The 16,126-nt window shown below is 70.8% G+C and carries 12 protein-coding genes; 5 read left to right on the top strand and 7 right to left on the bottom strand.

The features are described from left to right. Positions 1-15 precede the first annotated feature (15 nt). From fxsT to DY218_RS21035, 5 genes are all read right to left on the bottom strand, one after another. A complete protein-coding gene (gene fxsT / locus DY218_RS21055; protein WP_128557664.1) occupies positions 16-3,960 on the bottom strand; it encodes an FxSxx-COOH system tetratricopeptide repeat protein in 3,945 nt (1,314 codons plus the stop codon). Beyond that, complete coding sequence (locus DY218_RS21050) at positions 3,957-5,312, bottom strand: TIR-like protein FxsC (RefSeq protein ID WP_233521758.1); 1,356 nt, start codon at positions 5,310-5,312, stop codon at positions 3,957-3,959. The genes fxsT and DY218_RS21050 overlap by 4 nt, the downstream gene beginning before the upstream one ends. 97 nt (positions 5,313-5,409) lie before the next feature. Further along, complete coding sequence (locus DY218_RS21045) at positions 5,410-6,237, bottom strand: AAC(3) family N-acetyltransferase (RefSeq protein ID WP_128557663.1); 828 nt, start codon at positions 6,235-6,237, stop codon at positions 5,410-5,412. Next, positions 6,230-8,413, bottom strand: a complete 2,184-nt coding sequence (gene fxsBH, locus DY218_RS21040) for a radical SAM/SPASM protein FxsBH, inactivated beta-hydroxylase extension form (RefSeq protein ID WP_128557662.1) — start codon at positions 8,411-8,413, stop codon at positions 6,230-6,232. The genes DY218_RS21045 and fxsBH overlap by 8 nt, the downstream gene beginning before the upstream one ends. Positions 8,414-8,612: 199 nt before the next feature. Beyond that, positions 8,613-8,792, bottom strand: coding sequence for a hypothetical protein (locus DY218_RS21035; protein ID WP_128557661.1), 180 nt, complete (start codon positions 8,790-8,792; stop codon positions 8,613-8,615). A gap of 236 nt (positions 8,793-9,028) precedes the next feature. On the opposite strand from DY218_RS21035, the gene DY218_RS21030 reads away from it, so the two are divergent. After that, positions 9,029-9,943: a DUF4231 domain-containing protein gene (locus DY218_RS21030; protein ID WP_128557683.1), complete on the top strand. Its 915-nt coding sequence runs from the start codon at positions 9,029-9,031 to the stop codon at positions 9,941-9,943. A gap of 24 nt (positions 9,944-9,967) precedes the next feature. On the opposite strand, the gene DY218_RS21025 is transcribed toward DY218_RS21030, so the two are convergent. Then, positions 9,968-10,450 carry a hypothetical protein gene (locus tag DY218_RS21025; protein WP_128557660.1) on the bottom strand — a complete coding sequence of 161 codons (483 nt, stop codon included), beginning with the start codon at positions 10,448-10,450 and terminating at the stop codon, positions 9,968-9,970. Between the two features lie 116 nt (positions 10,451-10,566). On the opposite strand from DY218_RS21025, the gene DY218_RS21020 reads away from it, so the two are divergent. The 3 genes from DY218_RS21020 (at position 10,567) to DY218_RS21010 (ending at position 13,840) form a co-directional block, all read left to right on the top strand. Continuing rightward, a complete protein-coding gene (locus DY218_RS21020; RefSeq protein WP_128557659.1) occupies positions 10,567-11,223 on the top strand; it encodes a GntR family transcriptional regulator in 657 nt (218 codons plus the stop codon). Between the two features lie 283 nt (positions 11,224-11,506). Further along, entirely contained in the window at positions 11,507-13,030 is a 1,524-nt protein-coding gene (locus DY218_RS21015; protein WP_128557658.1) for an NCS1 family nucleobase:cation symporter-1, read from the top strand. 57 nt (positions 13,031-13,087) lie between these two features. After that, on the top strand, positions 13,088-13,840 hold the full coding sequence (locus tag DY218_RS21010) for an aspartate/glutamate racemase family protein (RefSeq protein WP_128557657.1): 753 nt from the start codon (positions 13,088-13,090) through the stop codon (positions 13,838-13,840). Here DY218_RS21010 and ngcE read toward each other — a convergent pair. Further along, a complete protein-coding gene (ngcE, locus tag DY218_RS21005; protein WP_158574074.1) occupies positions 13,818-15,119 on the bottom strand; it encodes an N-acetylglucosamine/diacetylchitobiose ABC transporter substrate-binding protein in 1,302 nt (433 codons plus the stop codon). The two genes, DY218_RS21010 and ngcE, sit on opposite strands and share 23 nt — an antisense overlap. 305 nt (positions 15,120-15,424) lie before the next feature. On the opposite strand from ngcE, the gene DY218_RS21000 reads away from it, so the two are divergent. Beyond that, positions 15,425-16,090: a carboxylesterase family protein gene (locus DY218_RS21000; protein ID WP_158574072.1), complete on the top strand. Its 666-nt coding sequence runs from the start codon at positions 15,425-15,427 to the stop codon at positions 16,088-16,090. Positions 16,091-16,126 lie beyond the last annotated feature (36 nt).

Genomic DNA, 16,126 nt, shown 5'->3' with positions numbered 1-16,126 from the left:
GCCCGCAGCGCGACGTCACACCGCGAGCGGTTCCAGGTCCCGGTAAATGCGCCGATGGTGCCCGGCGAACCGGGAGATGCCGTTGTCCTCACCCAACTGCCGCAGTTGCCGGGCCAGTTCGCCGAGCGCCTCCTCGCGTGCCACACGGGCCTCATCGGTGCGCCCGAGCGTGTCCAGGGTGATCGCGCTGTTGCTGAGCACCGCGAGATACTCCGGATGCTGCGGCCCGAGCACCTCCCGCAGCGTGTCGCAGGCGTGCCGCTCCAGCTCCCAGGCCTCCTCGTCCCGCCCCAGATCGGCCAGGACATTGGCGTAGTTGGCCCGGGTGAACAGCGTGTGCGGATGCTCCTCGCCGAGGATCTCCGACATCCGCGGCAGCGCCTGCTCGAAGACCCGCAGCGATTCCTCGGTGTCCCCGCAGCCCCAGTGGTAGATGCCCAGATTGTTCAGCGCGGCCTGGGTGTACGGATGGGCCTCGCCCGGCACCAGCATGTACTCGGCCAGCGCCGCCTGTGCGACCTCGCGGGCCTGCTCGCGCTCGTCCGCCGCATACAGGTCGGCGGCCATGTTCAGATCGCAGGCCAGCGAGTCCGGGGTGTGCGAGTCGTACTGCGCCTGATACTGCCCGCGGGTGGCCGACGTGAGGCGTCGGGCGTCCTCGAACCGGCCCGCCCGGCGCAGCGACACCGCGAGCGACTTCGCACAGCTGAGCGTGCCGGGGAACTCCTTGCCGAGGATGCGCTTGTGCGCGTCGTAGGCACGGGAGAGCAGCGCCACCGAATCCGTGTAGCGCCCCGTCTCGCGCAGATCGCGGCCGAGCCGACCGGCCGAGGCCAGGGTGTACGGATGCTCGGGGCCCAGCACCTCCATCCGCCGGTCGTAGGTGTCCTGGTCGCGGGAGCGTGCCTCGCTGTAGCGCCCGACCATGCGCAGCGCGAGCGCGAGGTTGTTGGCCGCGCTCAGGGTGCGCCGGTGCGACTCGTGGAAGATCTGGCTGAACCCGTCGTGCGCCTCCCGCGCCAGCTCGACGGCGGAGGCGTACGCACCGAGTGCGGCCAGGTCGCTGGCGAGGCTGGACATGGTCACATATGTGTGCGGATGTGAGGTGCCGAGCACCCGCCGCTGCCGCTCCAGGAGTTCGGTGTCGATCTCCCTGGCCTCGATGTAACGGCCTTGCGAGCGCAGCACGTTGGCGAGCTGGCAGCGCAGATACAGATACTGCACATCGTCCTCGCCGAGCAGCGGCCGCCAGTGTGCGAGGAGCCGCTCGGCGAGCTCCTGGGCACCGGGGAAGTCACCGCGCTTCCACAGATAGCGCACCCGGTCGATGAGCAGCCTGCGGGTGTCCGCCTCGGTGCAGTTGCGCGCGTCGGAGGCGTTGAGATGCGGCCAGATGGTGGCGAACCGGGGCCAGGTCTCCGGGTCGTCGATCGGTTCGTCGGCGTCGGGACGCGCACCCGAGAGCACGGTGTGCACCACATGCCGTGCGTGCCGCTGTTCCTCCTCGGTCAACTGCGCCCGGATCACCGCCTGGACCAGGCGGTGCACCTGGATGCTGTTGCTGACCTGGTCGACCTTGGCGAGCGCGAACCGGCCGATCTCCCGGATCACCCGGCCGAGCAGCAGCCGCTCCTGCAGTGTGGGGTCGACCTGCTTCAGCTCCTCGATCATCTCCTTGCTGTACAGCAGGTGCGAGGAGATCGGCTCCGGCGCGAGGAAGGCGCAGAGCTGCAGCAGCCGGACCGAGGCCGGTGAGCGCTCCCTGAGCCGGGCGATGGAGATGTTCCAGGTGGCCGCGACCGGCTTCGGATAGTCGGTCGGCTGGTTCAGTGCGAGTACGTCGGTGGTCTGCTCGTTCAGCTGCTGCAGATAGTCGTCGATCGGGGTGGCCGTCTCGGCGAGCCAGGCCGCCGCCTGCTCCACGGCGAGCGGCAGGTCGCCGACCGCGACCGCCACCTTCTCGGCGTCCTGGACGGAGAGCCCCAGGGCGCGGCGGGTCAGATGCTCGACGCTCTCCTCGCGCTGGAAGACGTCCACGGGCAGCGAGGCGCCCTCCTGCGCCCAGGCCTGATTGCGCGAGGTGACCAGGATGTGCCCGCCGCCGCCCGCCGGGAAGTACCGGGTGAGCTGCTCGGGGGAGTCCGCGTTGTCGAAGATCAGGATCCAGCGTTTGGTGGGGGTGCCGCGGCCCAGCATGTGCACCGCTTCCTGGCTGGCGATGTTGATGTCCTCGCCGCCCGGGGCTCCGATCCTGCCCGCCAGTTCCGCGAGGGACGCGGCGACGTTCCCGCTGTCCTCCGCGGAGATCCACCAGACCAGGTCGTAGTCGGCCATGAAGCGGTGCACGTACTCGAGGGCGACCTGGGTCTTTCCGACACCGCCGAGCCCGAACAGCGCCTGCGGCTGCGGCAGTACGACGGACATCCCGGACCGCAGCTGCTCGCGCACCCGCTCCAGGATGACCCCGCGGCCGGTGAAGGTGCTGTTGCGCTGCGGGGCGTTCCAGATGCCGGGGGTGCTGCCCGGGAAGCGCGGCCCTGCCGGGGCGTTCTCGACCGGTTTGGCCGGCAGCTCGACGGCGCCGAGCAGGGCACCGACACACTCGTTCTCGTCGAGCCGGTGCAGGTCGACCGGATTGTGCTCCAGATACGACTCGGGCAGCCGCACCTCGTCGACACGCAGCGGGATCACCGCGCCGCGCGCCGTGCCCGGATCGCCGCCGACCGCGCTGCGCCAGACCGCGTCCGCGTGCCGGGACTTGCGGAAGGCGCTGGACAGGAGCAGCACCGTACGGGTGGCCGGATCCGCGCGCTCGGCGGGACCTGCGGAGATGTCGTGCAGCGTGACATGGCAGCCGGCCCGGCGGAGCAGGGATTCGGCCCAGTCGGCCCACATCTGGTTCTCCGCCGCGTACTGCACCACCACCTCGGCGGCCGTGGTGAGCGGGCGGCGCCGGGTGAACGCGTCCAGGCAGCGCAGCCGCACCGCGTCCGGCACCGGCGGCAGCGCGGTGACCTCTCCGTCGGAGATCACCGAGGTCAGTCGCTCGAAGGCGGAGAGCAGCGAGTTGGCGATCCCGCTCTCGTCGCCGACCGTGGCAAGGGTCTCCTCGTAGGCGTAGTACGGGCGGTACGGGATCTCCACCGCGCCCCAGTACGCGGAGAGTTCGTCGGCGCCGAGAGGCTCGCCGTCCGGCCCTTTCGGCAGTCCGTCGAACTTCAGCCGGGCGAGCGCCCGTCCGGCGTCGACCTTCTCCTTCTCGCCCTCGTCGATCCGCATGGGCACCGGAAGGACCCGTATCTTCCGCTTCCGGTAGCCGTCCTCGACGCTCAGCGCGACGGCGGCCGCGCCGTCCAGGGACTGGTCGCTGAGGGTGAAGCAGTCCACGAGCACGTCGGGCATCTGGATGGTGCAGATGTCGGCGCTGTCGGAGAGGCCGGTCCTGCTGTCGATCAGGACGTAGTCGTAGGAGGCCTGCATGTCCTCGCGCAGCGCGTCCAGGAAGAGTCCGCCGCCTAGCCGCTCGTAGAAGTTGTCCCATTCGAAGGAGGACACCGTCGCGCTGTAGGAGCGGTCCTGCCGCCCGGCGGACAGGAAGTCGAGCGAGCCGCCGTCCGGGAAGCGCAGCCCGAGGCGCTCCGGGGTCAGCGAGACCGCGTGCTGTTCGACATGGGCGAATTCCTTGTGCCACGGCCCGGGACCGCGGCCGCCGGTGGTGGCCGCCCAGGCGTAGTCGTTGATGATGTCGATGACACCGGAGGTGGCCGCGAGGGCGTGCGGATCGAGGAACGGCCGGAAGAACCGGTCGAGACCCGGCGCCTCGAGGTCCCAGTCGACGGCGAGCACCCGCTTGCCGTTGGCGGCGAGGATCCAGGCGGCGTTCGCCAGGGCCATGGTGCGGCCGGTGCCACCCTTGTACGAGTAGAAGGTGATGATCCGTCCGTCCTGCGCGGCCGTCATGCGTCTCCTCCGTGGTCGGTGCCCGGTTCCGGATAGGCCGCCTGGGCCGGGCCCATGAGGCGGGGTCGGGGGATGTGCGGTCCCTGCGGCGGGTGGGCCTCCGCGTGCTTGAGGTACTGCCGTGTGGTGTGTGCGACCACGGCCGGGAGCACGTCCGTGAACGCCTTGAGGGTGGGTACGCCGTTGACCGCCATCCGGCAGTCGGTGCGGCGGCCGCGGTCCAGGATGAGCGGCAGGGTGCGGTCCAGCTCCTCGACGAAGCGGTTTCCCTCGTCCGACTGGCACTGCTCGTCGGCCCGGTTCCACGGCACGACCGCGCTGATCCAGGGGTGGGCGCGGGAGTCGTAGTCCGCGAGCCGGTTCCTGCGGTCCTCGTCCGCCAGCGCCCAGCGGTCGACGAGCAGGATGCCGGGCCGGCCGGGCGGCGCCTTGTCGCCGGGGAGTTCGCCGGACGCGTCGGCTCCGTCAGGGCCGGCGGCGGGCGCGGGCTCCGGGCCGCCAGGGTCGCCGTCGTCGAACGAGGAGACCGTGATGCGGTAGTCGAGCGAGCGGATGAGCTCCTCGGCGAGAGCCGGGAGCGGGCGTGCCGACTCCAGGTGGTACGGGTTCCAGTCCTGTGCGTCCTCGCCGTACGGCCGATGGTCGCGGTCCGGAGGCAGGGTGTGCCGGGTCGGGGCCGCCACGGTCAGATGGATGTGCCGGGGCCCTTCGCCGCGCGGTTTGAAGGCGCTCGGGGTGGATTCGTACGGGCGGGGTCTGATCGGCGGGAGCGGGGAGTCGCGGGCGACCCGCACGATGCGCTGGGCGAGGCCGAGGACCGTCTCCTCGTACTCGTCGTGCAGCCGGTTCAGCTTGATCAGGCCGTAGATGCCGTTGGTCGCGTAGCGGTCGCCGAACGACGCCTGGTCCAGGTGGACATGGCGGACGGAGTCCGGCAGGTCGTCGAAGTCGACATGGGTCCACAGGGCGGGAACGATGGCCGGGGTGGCCGCGGAGCCGGAGGCGCGGGCCCGCAGGATCCGCTCGTTGAAGGCGTACCACTCACGGCCGCACATCTCACTGGTGAAGTACCGCGGCGAGAACAGCGGGACGAACACCCGGCAGCTGGCCAGATTCTCGCTGAGCCGCTCGGGCCAGCCCTCCCCGGACCGCATCTCGCGGTCCATGAACCCGGCGGGCGCACCGGCGGGCAGGTCGGTGAGCGCCATGATGTGGTCGCACAGGTCCTGGAACAGGACGTGCACCCAGTGGTCGGGGTCGCCGGCGCCGGCGCCCCAGGTGGGGGTGTGGGCATAACTCAGAAAGAAGTAGGGCCGGTTGTCCGTGGCCCGGTTCCGTTCGGGTATGTCCACTCGCCCCTCCGCCTGTTGCTGAACGCCGCCCCCGCCACGGAGCCACCCGGGCCGATCAACCATGTTCCCCATGCCGGGCCCTGACGGATCGACAGTTTCACGTCAATCCTCGGCCGGATCCCGTCATCAGTCGCACTGCCGCGTCGACGGCCGCCCGCAGCGGTACGAGAATCACCGCCTTTCCGGCGAATTCCCGCTCGGCGGTGAGACCGCGCGGCAGCTGTGCCCCGATCGCCGCGAAGTCCGAGTCGTCGAGCACGGCGTCCCGGTACTCGACCCAGTGGCCCGTGCGCACCGTCACACAGCGGTACGTCCGGGTCGGCGGCGGGGGAGTGGTCCGGTACTCCGCCAGATGGAACGCGGAGCAGACCTCGAACCCGACCCGGAACAGCAGGATTTGGGCGTCGGCGCGATGGAGCGCGGCCAGCGGGGACCGCTCCCCGAGGTGGCACTCGGGGTCATGGTCCGCGAGCAACTCCGCGGCCCGCGGCCCGAGTCCGGCGAAGGAGGTCTGCGGATGCGCGCTGCGGACGGCTCCCGGCGTGGTCCGTACGCACTCCGCGAGCATCCCCATGCCGGTGCAGGGCGAGATGGCGGGATCGTACGGCGGCATGCCGGCCCGGAAGCGGATCCGCTCGGGCTCGGTGAGATGTGCGGTGCGGCGGCGATGGGCGCGCGAGGTGTCCGAGTTCTCCTGGGTGAAGGCCGGGACGACGAGAGTGCCGTCCGGGCCCAGGGCGTCCAGCAGGGCGTCGCGTGCCGCGGCGGCGTCGAGACCGCTGCCGCCCAGCGCGGCGTGGACGAGCAGGGTGCCGCCGCGCTGTACGCCCAACTCGCCGAGCAGCGCGGCCAGGTCCTGTCCGGCGGATCTTCGCGAGCCCGCGAAGATCCGCCGGACGGGACCTGGTCGGTGTGTGTCAGTCATCGAGGGCACGGTGCTCCTCGCGCAGTTCGGCGAGCAGGGCGCGGCCGCTCGCGGTGAGGTGGCTCCGTGCCGGTTCGCCGTCGAGCTCGTCCAGGGCGCGTGCCGCGGTCTCCGCGGACCTGCGCCGGTGCACCGGATCGGCTCCGGCCGGTGCGACGGCTTCGGCGATGGTCTCGCTCGCCCGGTCGAGCAGCCGCCCCGCCCTGCTGCCCGGCACATGCAGATCGGCGACCTCGCGGAGTGCGGTCAGCCGGGCCCGGCGGCCGAGCAGCGGCAGCGCGCGGACGAACGCGGCGGGCTCGATGTCCACCGCGACGCCGAGCGCGCCGAGCCGGTGCGAGCCCAGTTGCAGCCCCGAACCGGCCGCGAGCGGGGTCACGGTGGCGGGCTCCAGGGCGTTGATGTCCTTCTGCCACTCGGGCCGCTGCTCGTCGAGGAGCCCGTACGCGGCACGCAGCCGTGCGGTGAAGCCGGCCAGCTCCGCGTCACCCAGCGGGTCGCTGACGGGCACCGGGTAGCAGGACCGGTACGGGTCGGCGTCGTCGATCAGCAGGGCGGCGCCGGTGCCGCGCTCCACGGATGTCAACTCCCGCCATTCTGCCGGGCGTTCAGCCGGCACATGGACCGGTCCTCGGTGCTGCCGGATGCTCCACTGCGCGCCCGCCACCGTGACCTCGACCCGGCCGGGGCCGGGCAGCGCGAGGGTGCCGAGCGTCGGCAGATGCAGCTCCGTACCGGGCTGGTCCCAGCCGAGCGTCACCGGCTCCCGCGCGTGCACCGCCGCGGCCGCCGCCATGGCCATGAACCGGGGCAGATCGGCCGGCCCGTGCCAGGCCCGGTGCAGCGCCGGGCGCAGATAGGGGTGGGTGAGCAGGGCGTTCAGGCCGGGCGCGGTGCGCTCGTCGCTGTCGAGCCGTACGAGCAGGTCCCAGGCGGCCGCCCAGTCCGGGTCGCCGGCGAGACCGGTGTGGGTGCGCGCCAACAGAGTGCGATCCAGCTGCAGTTGGGCCAGGAACAGCTCGTCGGAGTTCAGTACGGCCGGGGCGAGGTCCCGCTGGGTGATGCGGTCTGCGATCCCCTCGACCAGGGCCTTGAGGTCCGCACAGAACACGGACGGATTGTCGAACTGCCGCTCGGAGCTGAACCGGTGGGCGTACAGGCCGCCACCGCAGGACTCGACGACCGGGCAGCGCCGGCAGGTCTCGCTCACCCCCGCGATCCCCGACTGCCGTGCGCGGACGCCGGGGTGGGCGGCGAACTCCTCGAAGCCGTGCCGGAGTACGTCGTACCCGGTGGCCGGCGCGCCGTCGAAGGCGGTCTTGAGCGAGTCGGCCTGCTCGAAACTGCCGTCCGTCTCGACCACGGCCAGGTCGGACGGTGCGAGCCCCATCGCCTCGGTCAGGCTCGGCCCGCCGCGCAGAGTGCTGAGCACCGAGTCGAAGGTGCGCACCGGGACCGTGCGCCCTTGCTCCTGCCAGCGGTCGAACACGGCGAGCAGCCAGTCGGCGTAGGGCGTCGGCGATCCCGACCGCCCCGGGGGCGGCGGGCTGTCCCAGGTGGAGTGCGGAAGGAGATAGTCGATACGGGGCGGGTCGAGCGCGGTCAGGGCGTCGTGCACCGCGACCGGATCATTGGCCACGTCGACGGTGCACAGGAGACCCAGATAGAGATGCCGATATTCGGGAGAGCGAAGTAATTCCACGGCCTGTACGACACGGTCGTAACTGCTGCGTCCGCGTCGGTCGAGGCGATGTCTGTCATTGGCCGCACGATCGCCGTCGAGAGAAATTCCGATCTTGACATCGAATTCCCGGCACACCTCCAGATGTTTCCTCCTCAACTGTACGCCATTGGTGTGCATACGCAGATCGAGAGCGGTCACGGGGGAGACGACGCTTTTCAGTTCCGTGCAGATGTCCCGCAGTCGGGCGGGCCCGGCCAGGAGCGGTTCGCCACCGTGCAGAATGACGGAAATCGAATCCAGTGATTTCGCCTCCGCGTACTCCGCGAGACGCCGGGCCACCGCGGCTACGGTTTCCGGTGAAATGACGACGGGCTTGGCGCGCCAGGTCTGGTCCGCGTGCTCGTACACATAACAGTGGTCGCACGCCAGATCGCATCTGCTGTGAATCTTCAGTACCAGTTGCTGAAGGGGAAAATCCGCCGAGTCCGTCACCCGTCAAAGGCTACGCTGCCGGGGGAGTCCGGATGGTGCGGGAGCGCCAACTCGCCGGGCGAATCGGAGGGTTGACGTCCGGTCAAGCCGAAGGCGCACCCGCGCGGCGGTGCCGCGGATGCGCCCGATCGGACGTCGTGAACGCCCCTGACTGAGGAAAGTGCAGCTCACCGGGCCCGGTGAGCGCGGGCCCCGCTGCTCACAGCGCGGAGTCGAAAGTGATCGGCTTTCCCCGGCGGCCGGGAACGTCGGTCACGCGCCCGGCGGCGCGCTGTGCGGCGGCGTCCCGGGCATTGATCGCGGACAGCGGCGCGAGCCGCTCGTGGGCCGGGCGGGCGGGGGCCGTGTCGTCGCCGACCTTCGTGACGCTGTGATTCATCGTTCCCGGGTCTCCATCGGGCCGTGGCTCGAAGATCGAAGACGACATGAACGGAAAAGGCATGATCGAAAACGACGTCGGAGCCAGAAAGGTACTACTTGACGTGACCCTTTTACCACGCACTGAGCCATGGCCGCGAGCGCTGCAGAGGTTTCGCGGCGGCCTGGTGCCACGGCGCCGCGCGCGCGACCATGAATCGAACTGACGGGACCATTTCTCCGGTGGACGGGGTGGCGATGCGGGCGTTCGGACCTGGGCCGAGCACGACTCTCGGAGCGCATGACCTCCCGCCGCTGTTCGAGGCCTCCGACCGGTGGGCAGTGAGCCGACAGAACGAGACATTCCGCGCTGTGCGCACCCAGCTCGCCGTACTGCTCCTGGCCACCGCGACCGCGGTGGTGGCGGAGCAGCAGGACAGCCGTCCCGTCGCGGCCTGCGCCGCGGTGCTGTACGGACTGACGGTCGTCGTCGGTCTGTACACCTCGCGCCGCAGGGCCCGTGCGCACTGGCAGGCGCACCGGGCGGCGGCGGAGGTGCTCAAGTCGCTGGCCTGGCAGTACATGGCGCACGGGGGTCCCTTCCACTCGCGGGTGGAATCGCCCGACGCGGTCTTCGCGGAGCGCCTCGAGGAGCGGCTGAGGGAACTGCGAAAGGTGGGCTGGCAGGACCGGCGGTCGGACACCGGGGCCATCGGTGCAGGGCAGATAACGCCCGCCATGCGGGCCGTGCGTGCCAAGAGCTTCGCCGCAAGGCGCGACATCTACCTCAGGGACAGGCTCCTCGAGCAACTCGTCTGGTACCGCAATCGAGGAGATCAGGCGCATCGTGCCGCCGTGCGCTGGTCGTTGCTGACGGCCGCGCTGACGCTGCTCGCGCTCGTCGCCGCGGTCCTCACGGCGTTCGGCATGCTCGGCGGCTGGGACCTCACCGGTCTCTTCAGCGCCGCGGCCGCGGCCGGTGTCGCCTGGCAGGAGGTGCGCAGGCACGGCCCGTTGACGTATGCGCACGCCCTGGTCGAGCAGGATCTGGAGACCCTGCGGGTCGCGATGGGCACGACGGTGTCGGAGGAGGGCTGGGCGGACGCGGTGGCCGAGGCGGAGCGCCTGGTGTCCCCGCAGCACACGGACTGGCTGGTGCGCTTCGGCGGTTGATCCCGGCGCCCTCGGCAGGTCCGGTCAGCGGCGGATCGCGCCCGGTGCCCACAGCACACTCACGGGGACCGCGTTCCGGCGGGCGTACGCCACGACGTCCCCCGTGCCGCCGAGCCCCCGTGCCGGCTGCCCGTCCCAGACGGCGACCAGCCGGTCCACGTGGTCCACGATCCAGCGCCCGGCGGCGAAGTAGGCGTCCTCGTGGGTGGGTTCGGCCGGCATCTCGATCCGCTGGGCGCAGGCACTCAGCAGTCCCCGGTAGGCGGCCCTGGTGTCGGCGCCGCCGAGGTGTGCCTCGTAGTCCATGCCCGGGATCACGGCGGTCACCGGGATCCGCCGGGCGAGGGCGAGGGCGGCGAAGAGCTGGTCGGCCCCGGGAGCCAGGCTGGTGAGGGCCTCGGTCGCGCGGGAGCCGCCGCGGCCGAGTGCCGTCTCGATCCCGACGCGGACCCGTGGCAGTACGGCCTCGGGCAGATCGCGGTGCCCGGTGACTCCGATCCGCGTCACGTCCCACCACCTTCGGCGAAGCGTCGATGCCTGTTCACCCTAAGGCGCCTGGAGCCCGGTGGAGCACGCCGTACTCCGGCCCGGTCCGGCCCTGGCCCGGGTGACAGAATGCGGGCATGGCAGGTTCTGGTGGGTTCGAGCCCGAGTCGGAGCGGGTGACGCGGCAGCTGCGGGACGACATCGTCGACGGGGTGCGGGCGCCCGGCAGCCGGCTGGTCGAGCGGGAGCTGGCGGCCGAGTTGGGGGTGAGCCGGCTGCCGATCCGCGACGCGCTGAAGGCGCTGGTCACCGAGGGGCTCGTCACGCCGCGGCCGCGTACCTGGGCGGTGGTGCGGGAGTTCAGCCCGACCGATCTGGCAGATCTGTACGAAGTACGGTCCGCGCTCGACATGTTGACGTTCCGGCTAGCGGCCGAGCGGCGTACCCGCGAAGGGCTCGACCGGCTGCGCGCGGCGCTCGACGCCGAGATGGCCGCGGCGGAGCGCGAGGACGCGGTCGGCGCCCGGCGGGCCGCGGCGGACTTCCACGAGGCGGTCACATCGCTTGCGGGCAACGACCTGCTGAGCGAGCTGGAGCGCACCCTGCGCAGCCGGATGCGCTGGCTGCTCGGCCGGCACGACGATCTGCTCGCCGTCGCGAAGGAGCACGAGGACCTGTACGAGGCGATCGCCGCGCGCGATGTGCCCCGGGTCGGCGAGCTCGTCCGGCACCACCTGGAGACCAGCCGGCACGCGGCGGTGGAGCACCTGCGGCGGACACGGCCCCAGTCCTGATCAGCCGTCCCTTCACCTCTCCGACCTACCACACACGTACCGCATAGGCCGACGCACGCATGCTCGGCCGCGCCTTGTCGGATCCCGTGTACAGGTATTTGGTATCCCACATGATCGCCGTGTATCGGGAGGTCAGCGCTTCAGTACGTCGGTATGTGACCGATTTGGCAGGGCGATTGGTGGCCGGAAACCCTTGACCGCCCCACAGGAACGGCCGTAGCGTCCCGGTCACTCGCTTCGGAAAACAGGTTTCGTATACCGAAATCGCTGAAAGGTGGCCGGTGTGACCACAGCGCAGAACGCAGCGTGTACGGACGGGGCCCCGCCCGCCGCCACCGATGCCCCGGACGGTGCCGCCGTCCCGGACACCAGCCCCCGGCTCTACAGCCCCGACCTCGCGCCGACCAAGAAGGCCGGCCGCAGCTGGGGCGGCTACAACGTCTTCACGCTGTGGGCCAACGACGTGCACAGCCTGGGCAACTACGCCTTCGCGATCGGCCTGTTCGCACTCGGCATGGCGGTCTGGGACATCCTGATCGCCTTCGTCCTGGCCTCCGTCTTCCTCTTCGTGCTGCTGAGCCTGTCCGGCTACATGGGGTCGAAGACGGGCGTGCCGTTCCCCGTGATGAGCCGGATCGCCTTCGGTGTGCGCGGCGCCCAGCTGCCGGCCGTCATCCGCGGCGGCGTCGCCATCGCCTGGTTCGGCATCCAGACGTATCTCGCCTCTTCGGTGCTCTCCGCGCTCCTGGTGGCCCTGATGCCCGGCATGAAGTCCTGGGGGCAGCACTCCGCGCTCGGGCTCTCCGCCCTCGGCTGGCTGTCGTTCATGATCCTCTGGGTCGTCCAGGTGCTCATCGTCAGCTACGGCATGGACGTCATCCGCAAGTACATCGCGATAGCCGCGCCCGCCGTGCTGATCACCATGCTGGCGCTCGCCGTCTGGATGTTCGCCAAGGCCGACTGGTCCATCGCGATGGACGCCGGGTCGCCCTTCACCGGCGCCGACCGCTGGCTGAACATCCTGGAGGCCGCGGCGCTCTGGGTCGTCATCTACGGCACCTTCGTACTGAACTTCTGCGACTTCACCCGCTCCGCGAAGAGCAACCGCTCGATCCTGCTCGGCAATCTCGTCGGCATCCCCGTGAACATGCTGTTCTTCGCCGGCATCGTGGTCGTCCTCAGCGGTGCGCAGTTCCGCCTCGACGGCGAGGTGATCACCAGCCCGTCCGACATCGTGCAGACCGTCCCCAGCACCCCGCTCCTGGTGCTCGCCTCGCTGTCGCTCATCCTGCTGACCGTCGCGGTGAACCTGATGGCCAACTTCGTCGCGCCCGTCTACACCCTGGTCAACCTCTTCCCGCGCAAGCTCGACTTCCGCCGGGCCGGTGTGGTCAGCGCCGTCATCGGCCTGGTCATCCTGCCCTGGAACCTCTACGACAGCCCCGTCGTCGTCGAGTACTTCCTCGGCGGGCTCGGCGCCCTGCTCGGCCCGGTCTTCGGCATCGTGATGGCCGACTACTGGCTGCTGCGCCGGACCAGGGTGCACGTCCCGCACCTCTACACCGAGGACCCGCAGGCGAGTTACGCCTACCGGGGCGGCGTCAACCCGCGCGCCGTCGCCGCCTTCGTGCCGTCCGCCGCGATCGCCGTGGTCATCGCCCTCGTCCCGTACTTCGCCGGGATCTCCGGCTTCTCCTGGTTCATCGGCGCCGTGCTCGCCGGTGTGCTGCAGGTGCTGCTGCCGGGCCGGACCGCACTGCCCACCGAGGACGTCGACGGCGAGTCCATCGCCGTACCCAGCGCCTGATCCACCCCCGTCCCCACGCCACGGCCCGCACAACGAACGAAACAGGAACACCACCCCATGCGGCTCCTTGTCGTCAATGTCAACACCACCGAGTCGATGACGCAGACCATCGGCGCCCGGGCCGCGGCGGCCGCCGCAACCGGCACCGAGATCGTGCCGCTCACCCCGGCCTTCGGTGCCGAGTCCGTCGAGGGCAACTACGAGAGCCACCTCGCCGCGATCGCCGTCATGGAGGCGGTCCGTGCGTACCAGGGGCCCTACGACGCGGTGATCCAGGCCGGCTACGGCGAACACGGCCGCGAGGGACTGCAGGAACTCCTCGACGTCCCCGTCGTCGACATCACCGAGGCAGCCGCCTCCACCGCGCAGTTCCTCGGCCGCAGCTACTCGGTGGTGACCACCCTCGACCGGGCCGTCCCGCTCATCGAGGACCGCCTCGCCCTCGCCGGACTCGCCGCCCGCTGCGCCTCCGTGCGGGCCAGCGGGCTCGCCGTGCTCGACCTCGAGCGCGACCCCGCGGCGGCGGTCGAGGCCATCACCGAAGAGGCGGTCCGCGCCGTCGAGCAGGATCGCGCCGAGGTCGTCTGCCTGGGCTGCGGCGGCATGTCGGGCCTCGCCGAACGCGTCGTCGCACGCACCGGGGTGCCGGTGGTGGACGGGGTCGCCGCCGCGGTCACCGTCGCCGAGTCCCTGGTGCGGCTCGGACTGACCACCTCCAAGGTCCGCACCTACGCACCGCCGCGGCCCAAGCAGTTCCGGTCCTGGCCGCCGCCGGTCGCGGCGGCCGTCACGGGTGCCGGAACTTCTTGATCTCCGGATCCCGCGCGGTCTCGTCCGCCGCCTGCTGAATGCGGCGGACGGCCTCGGCCGGGGTGATGCGGCAGGCCATCATCTCGCCGATCAGACCGGCGATCACCTCCCGGTTGAGGGTCTGGTACCAGTCGGTGCGCGGGGCGATCACCAGATCACCGGCGGCCGCCAGCATCGCGTCCGCCGAAGCCAGCCCCGAGGGCAGATCCGCACCGGCGAGGGCGCCGCGCACACAGCTCAGCGACGACGAACCGAGCGCGAAGTCCCGCGCCGACCGCCGGCCCAGCATCAGCCGCAGCAACTCCGCCGCACCCCGCGGATTGCGTGCGCTGCGCGGAATCACATACGCCTCGCCGACCTGCGCCCACACCACCCCGAACGGCAGCGCATCGTGCTCGTCGAGTCCGGTCGGCGGGGACACCGTCATCCGGAAGCCGGGCGGAGTGGTGTCCCTGGTCTCCTTCTCCACCCAGGTGCCGTTCGGCAGGAACAGCGCCTTGCCCTCGGTCCACGCAGTCTGTGCCGCAATGTGGTCGAGCTCGGAGCTGCCCGCCAGCACATGGCCCCGCGCCGCGAGTTCGTGGTACGCCTCGAACGCCGCGAGGACCGCCGGGTGCCGCCAGGCGTTCGGCTCCAGATTGTCGATCGACCTGAGCACATCGGTGCCGCCGATCTTCGCGATGAAGGGATACAGCGTCCACTGCAGGTAGTACGGATGGACGCCCGGATAGGTGAAACCGGCGATCCCCGCCCGCTTGGCCTCCTCGCACAGCGCCAGCATCTCGTCCCAGGTCCGCGGATACGACCAGCCGTGCTCGTCGAGGAGTTGCTGCGAGTACCAGATGCCGAAGGCGGTGAAGGCGTAGTTCAGCGCCCACACCTCGTCCCCGCCGAAGCGGCCCTTCGCGGCGACTCCGCTGATCAGCGTCTCGCCGACGGAGCGCTCCGGGTCGTCGCAGGACGGTGCCTCGAGCAGCGGGCGCAGATCGGTGAGCCGGCCGTCCGAGGCGAGGGCGGCGGTCGGCAGCGAGCCGGGGCCCGTGTTGTCCACCAGATCCGGTGCGTCGTCGCCGTCGAGCCGGGGGCCGACCACGGCCCGTATGTCCGGCACCGCGGTGTGCGTGATGTGCGCGCCGGGGTACGCCGCGCGGTAGCGGTCCTCGGCGTCCAGGACATAGCGGTCGCCGAGTCCGCCGTCGAAGACGACGACTTCGAGAGCGTCTGAATCCCGGACTCCGAAGGGGTTATCCGTGGGGTTTTCCGTCGCGTGCGTGGCCATTTCCTGAGCCTCCATATTTCGTTCCGGTGGAAAGTTCGGGACTCACGTCAAGTGCTTCGCTTACTGCCCGTCTATAGCGGATCTCGACGGTGCGGCATCGCGTCTTTCGGTCAACTCGCCGCTTTGAGCAGGGAGTTCGGGCAGGTCTGAGGTCGGCCCGGCAGTCACCGGAAGTTCCGTGGGAATTCTTGGAGGAAGTTGCGGGCGCCGGTCGGGCCGCTCCCGCATCCCATTCATTGACGCCCGGGGCGGGGCGGCGGGATGCTGGCTTCCGAATTCAAGTCGAGTGCTCCGGAGGGGTTTTGGTGGCAGCCGATCTGCAGACCCGTTCATTCAAGGTGGACGACACCGGGAACGAACTTCCCTACGTCCTCTCGGTGCCGGGCACACCGCCCGGCACCGCGGCGGCGCGCGGACTTCCGCTGCTGCTGTTCCTGCACGGGGCGTCGGAGCGCGGCGACGACCCGCGCGACCTCGCCGCGCACGGTCCGGTGAAGCAGCTCGCCGAGGGCGGCGAACTGCCGTTCGTGGTGCTCGCACCGCAGTGCCCGGCGTACAGCACCTGGGCGGTCGAGGTGCCCGGTGTGTACGCCCTGCTCGAGGAGATCGTCGAGGAGTACGGAATCGACCAGGACCGGGTCTACGTCACGGGTCTGAGCATGGGCGGCGCCGGCAGCTGGGCCATCGCCGCGCGCTACCCGCAGCGCTTCGCGGCCGCCGTGCCGATCTGCGGGTCGTGGCTGCCCGAGGCGGCCGAGCGGATCGGCACCCTGCCGGTGTGGACGTTCCACGGTGAGGACGACGAGAACATCCCGGTCCGGCACACGGAGAAGATCGTCGAGGCGCTGCACCACAACGGCAACCAGGCGCGGTTCACCCGCTATCCGGGCGTCGGCCACGACTCGTGGACCCGGACGTACGACAACCCCGAGGTCTACGACTGGCTGCTCGCCCAGCGCCGCGGCGGCTGAGACTCCCGCCGCCGGGTCACCGGGAGTACGGACTCC

Source organism: Streptomyces triticagri, from assembly GCF_003429565.1.
Lineage (GTDB): Bacteria > Actinomycetota > Actinomycetes > Streptomycetales > Streptomycetaceae > Streptomyces > Streptomyces triticagri.
The sequence above is the reverse complement of the archived record's forward strand: the minus strand, read 5'-3'. Positions and strand labels throughout refer to the sequence as shown.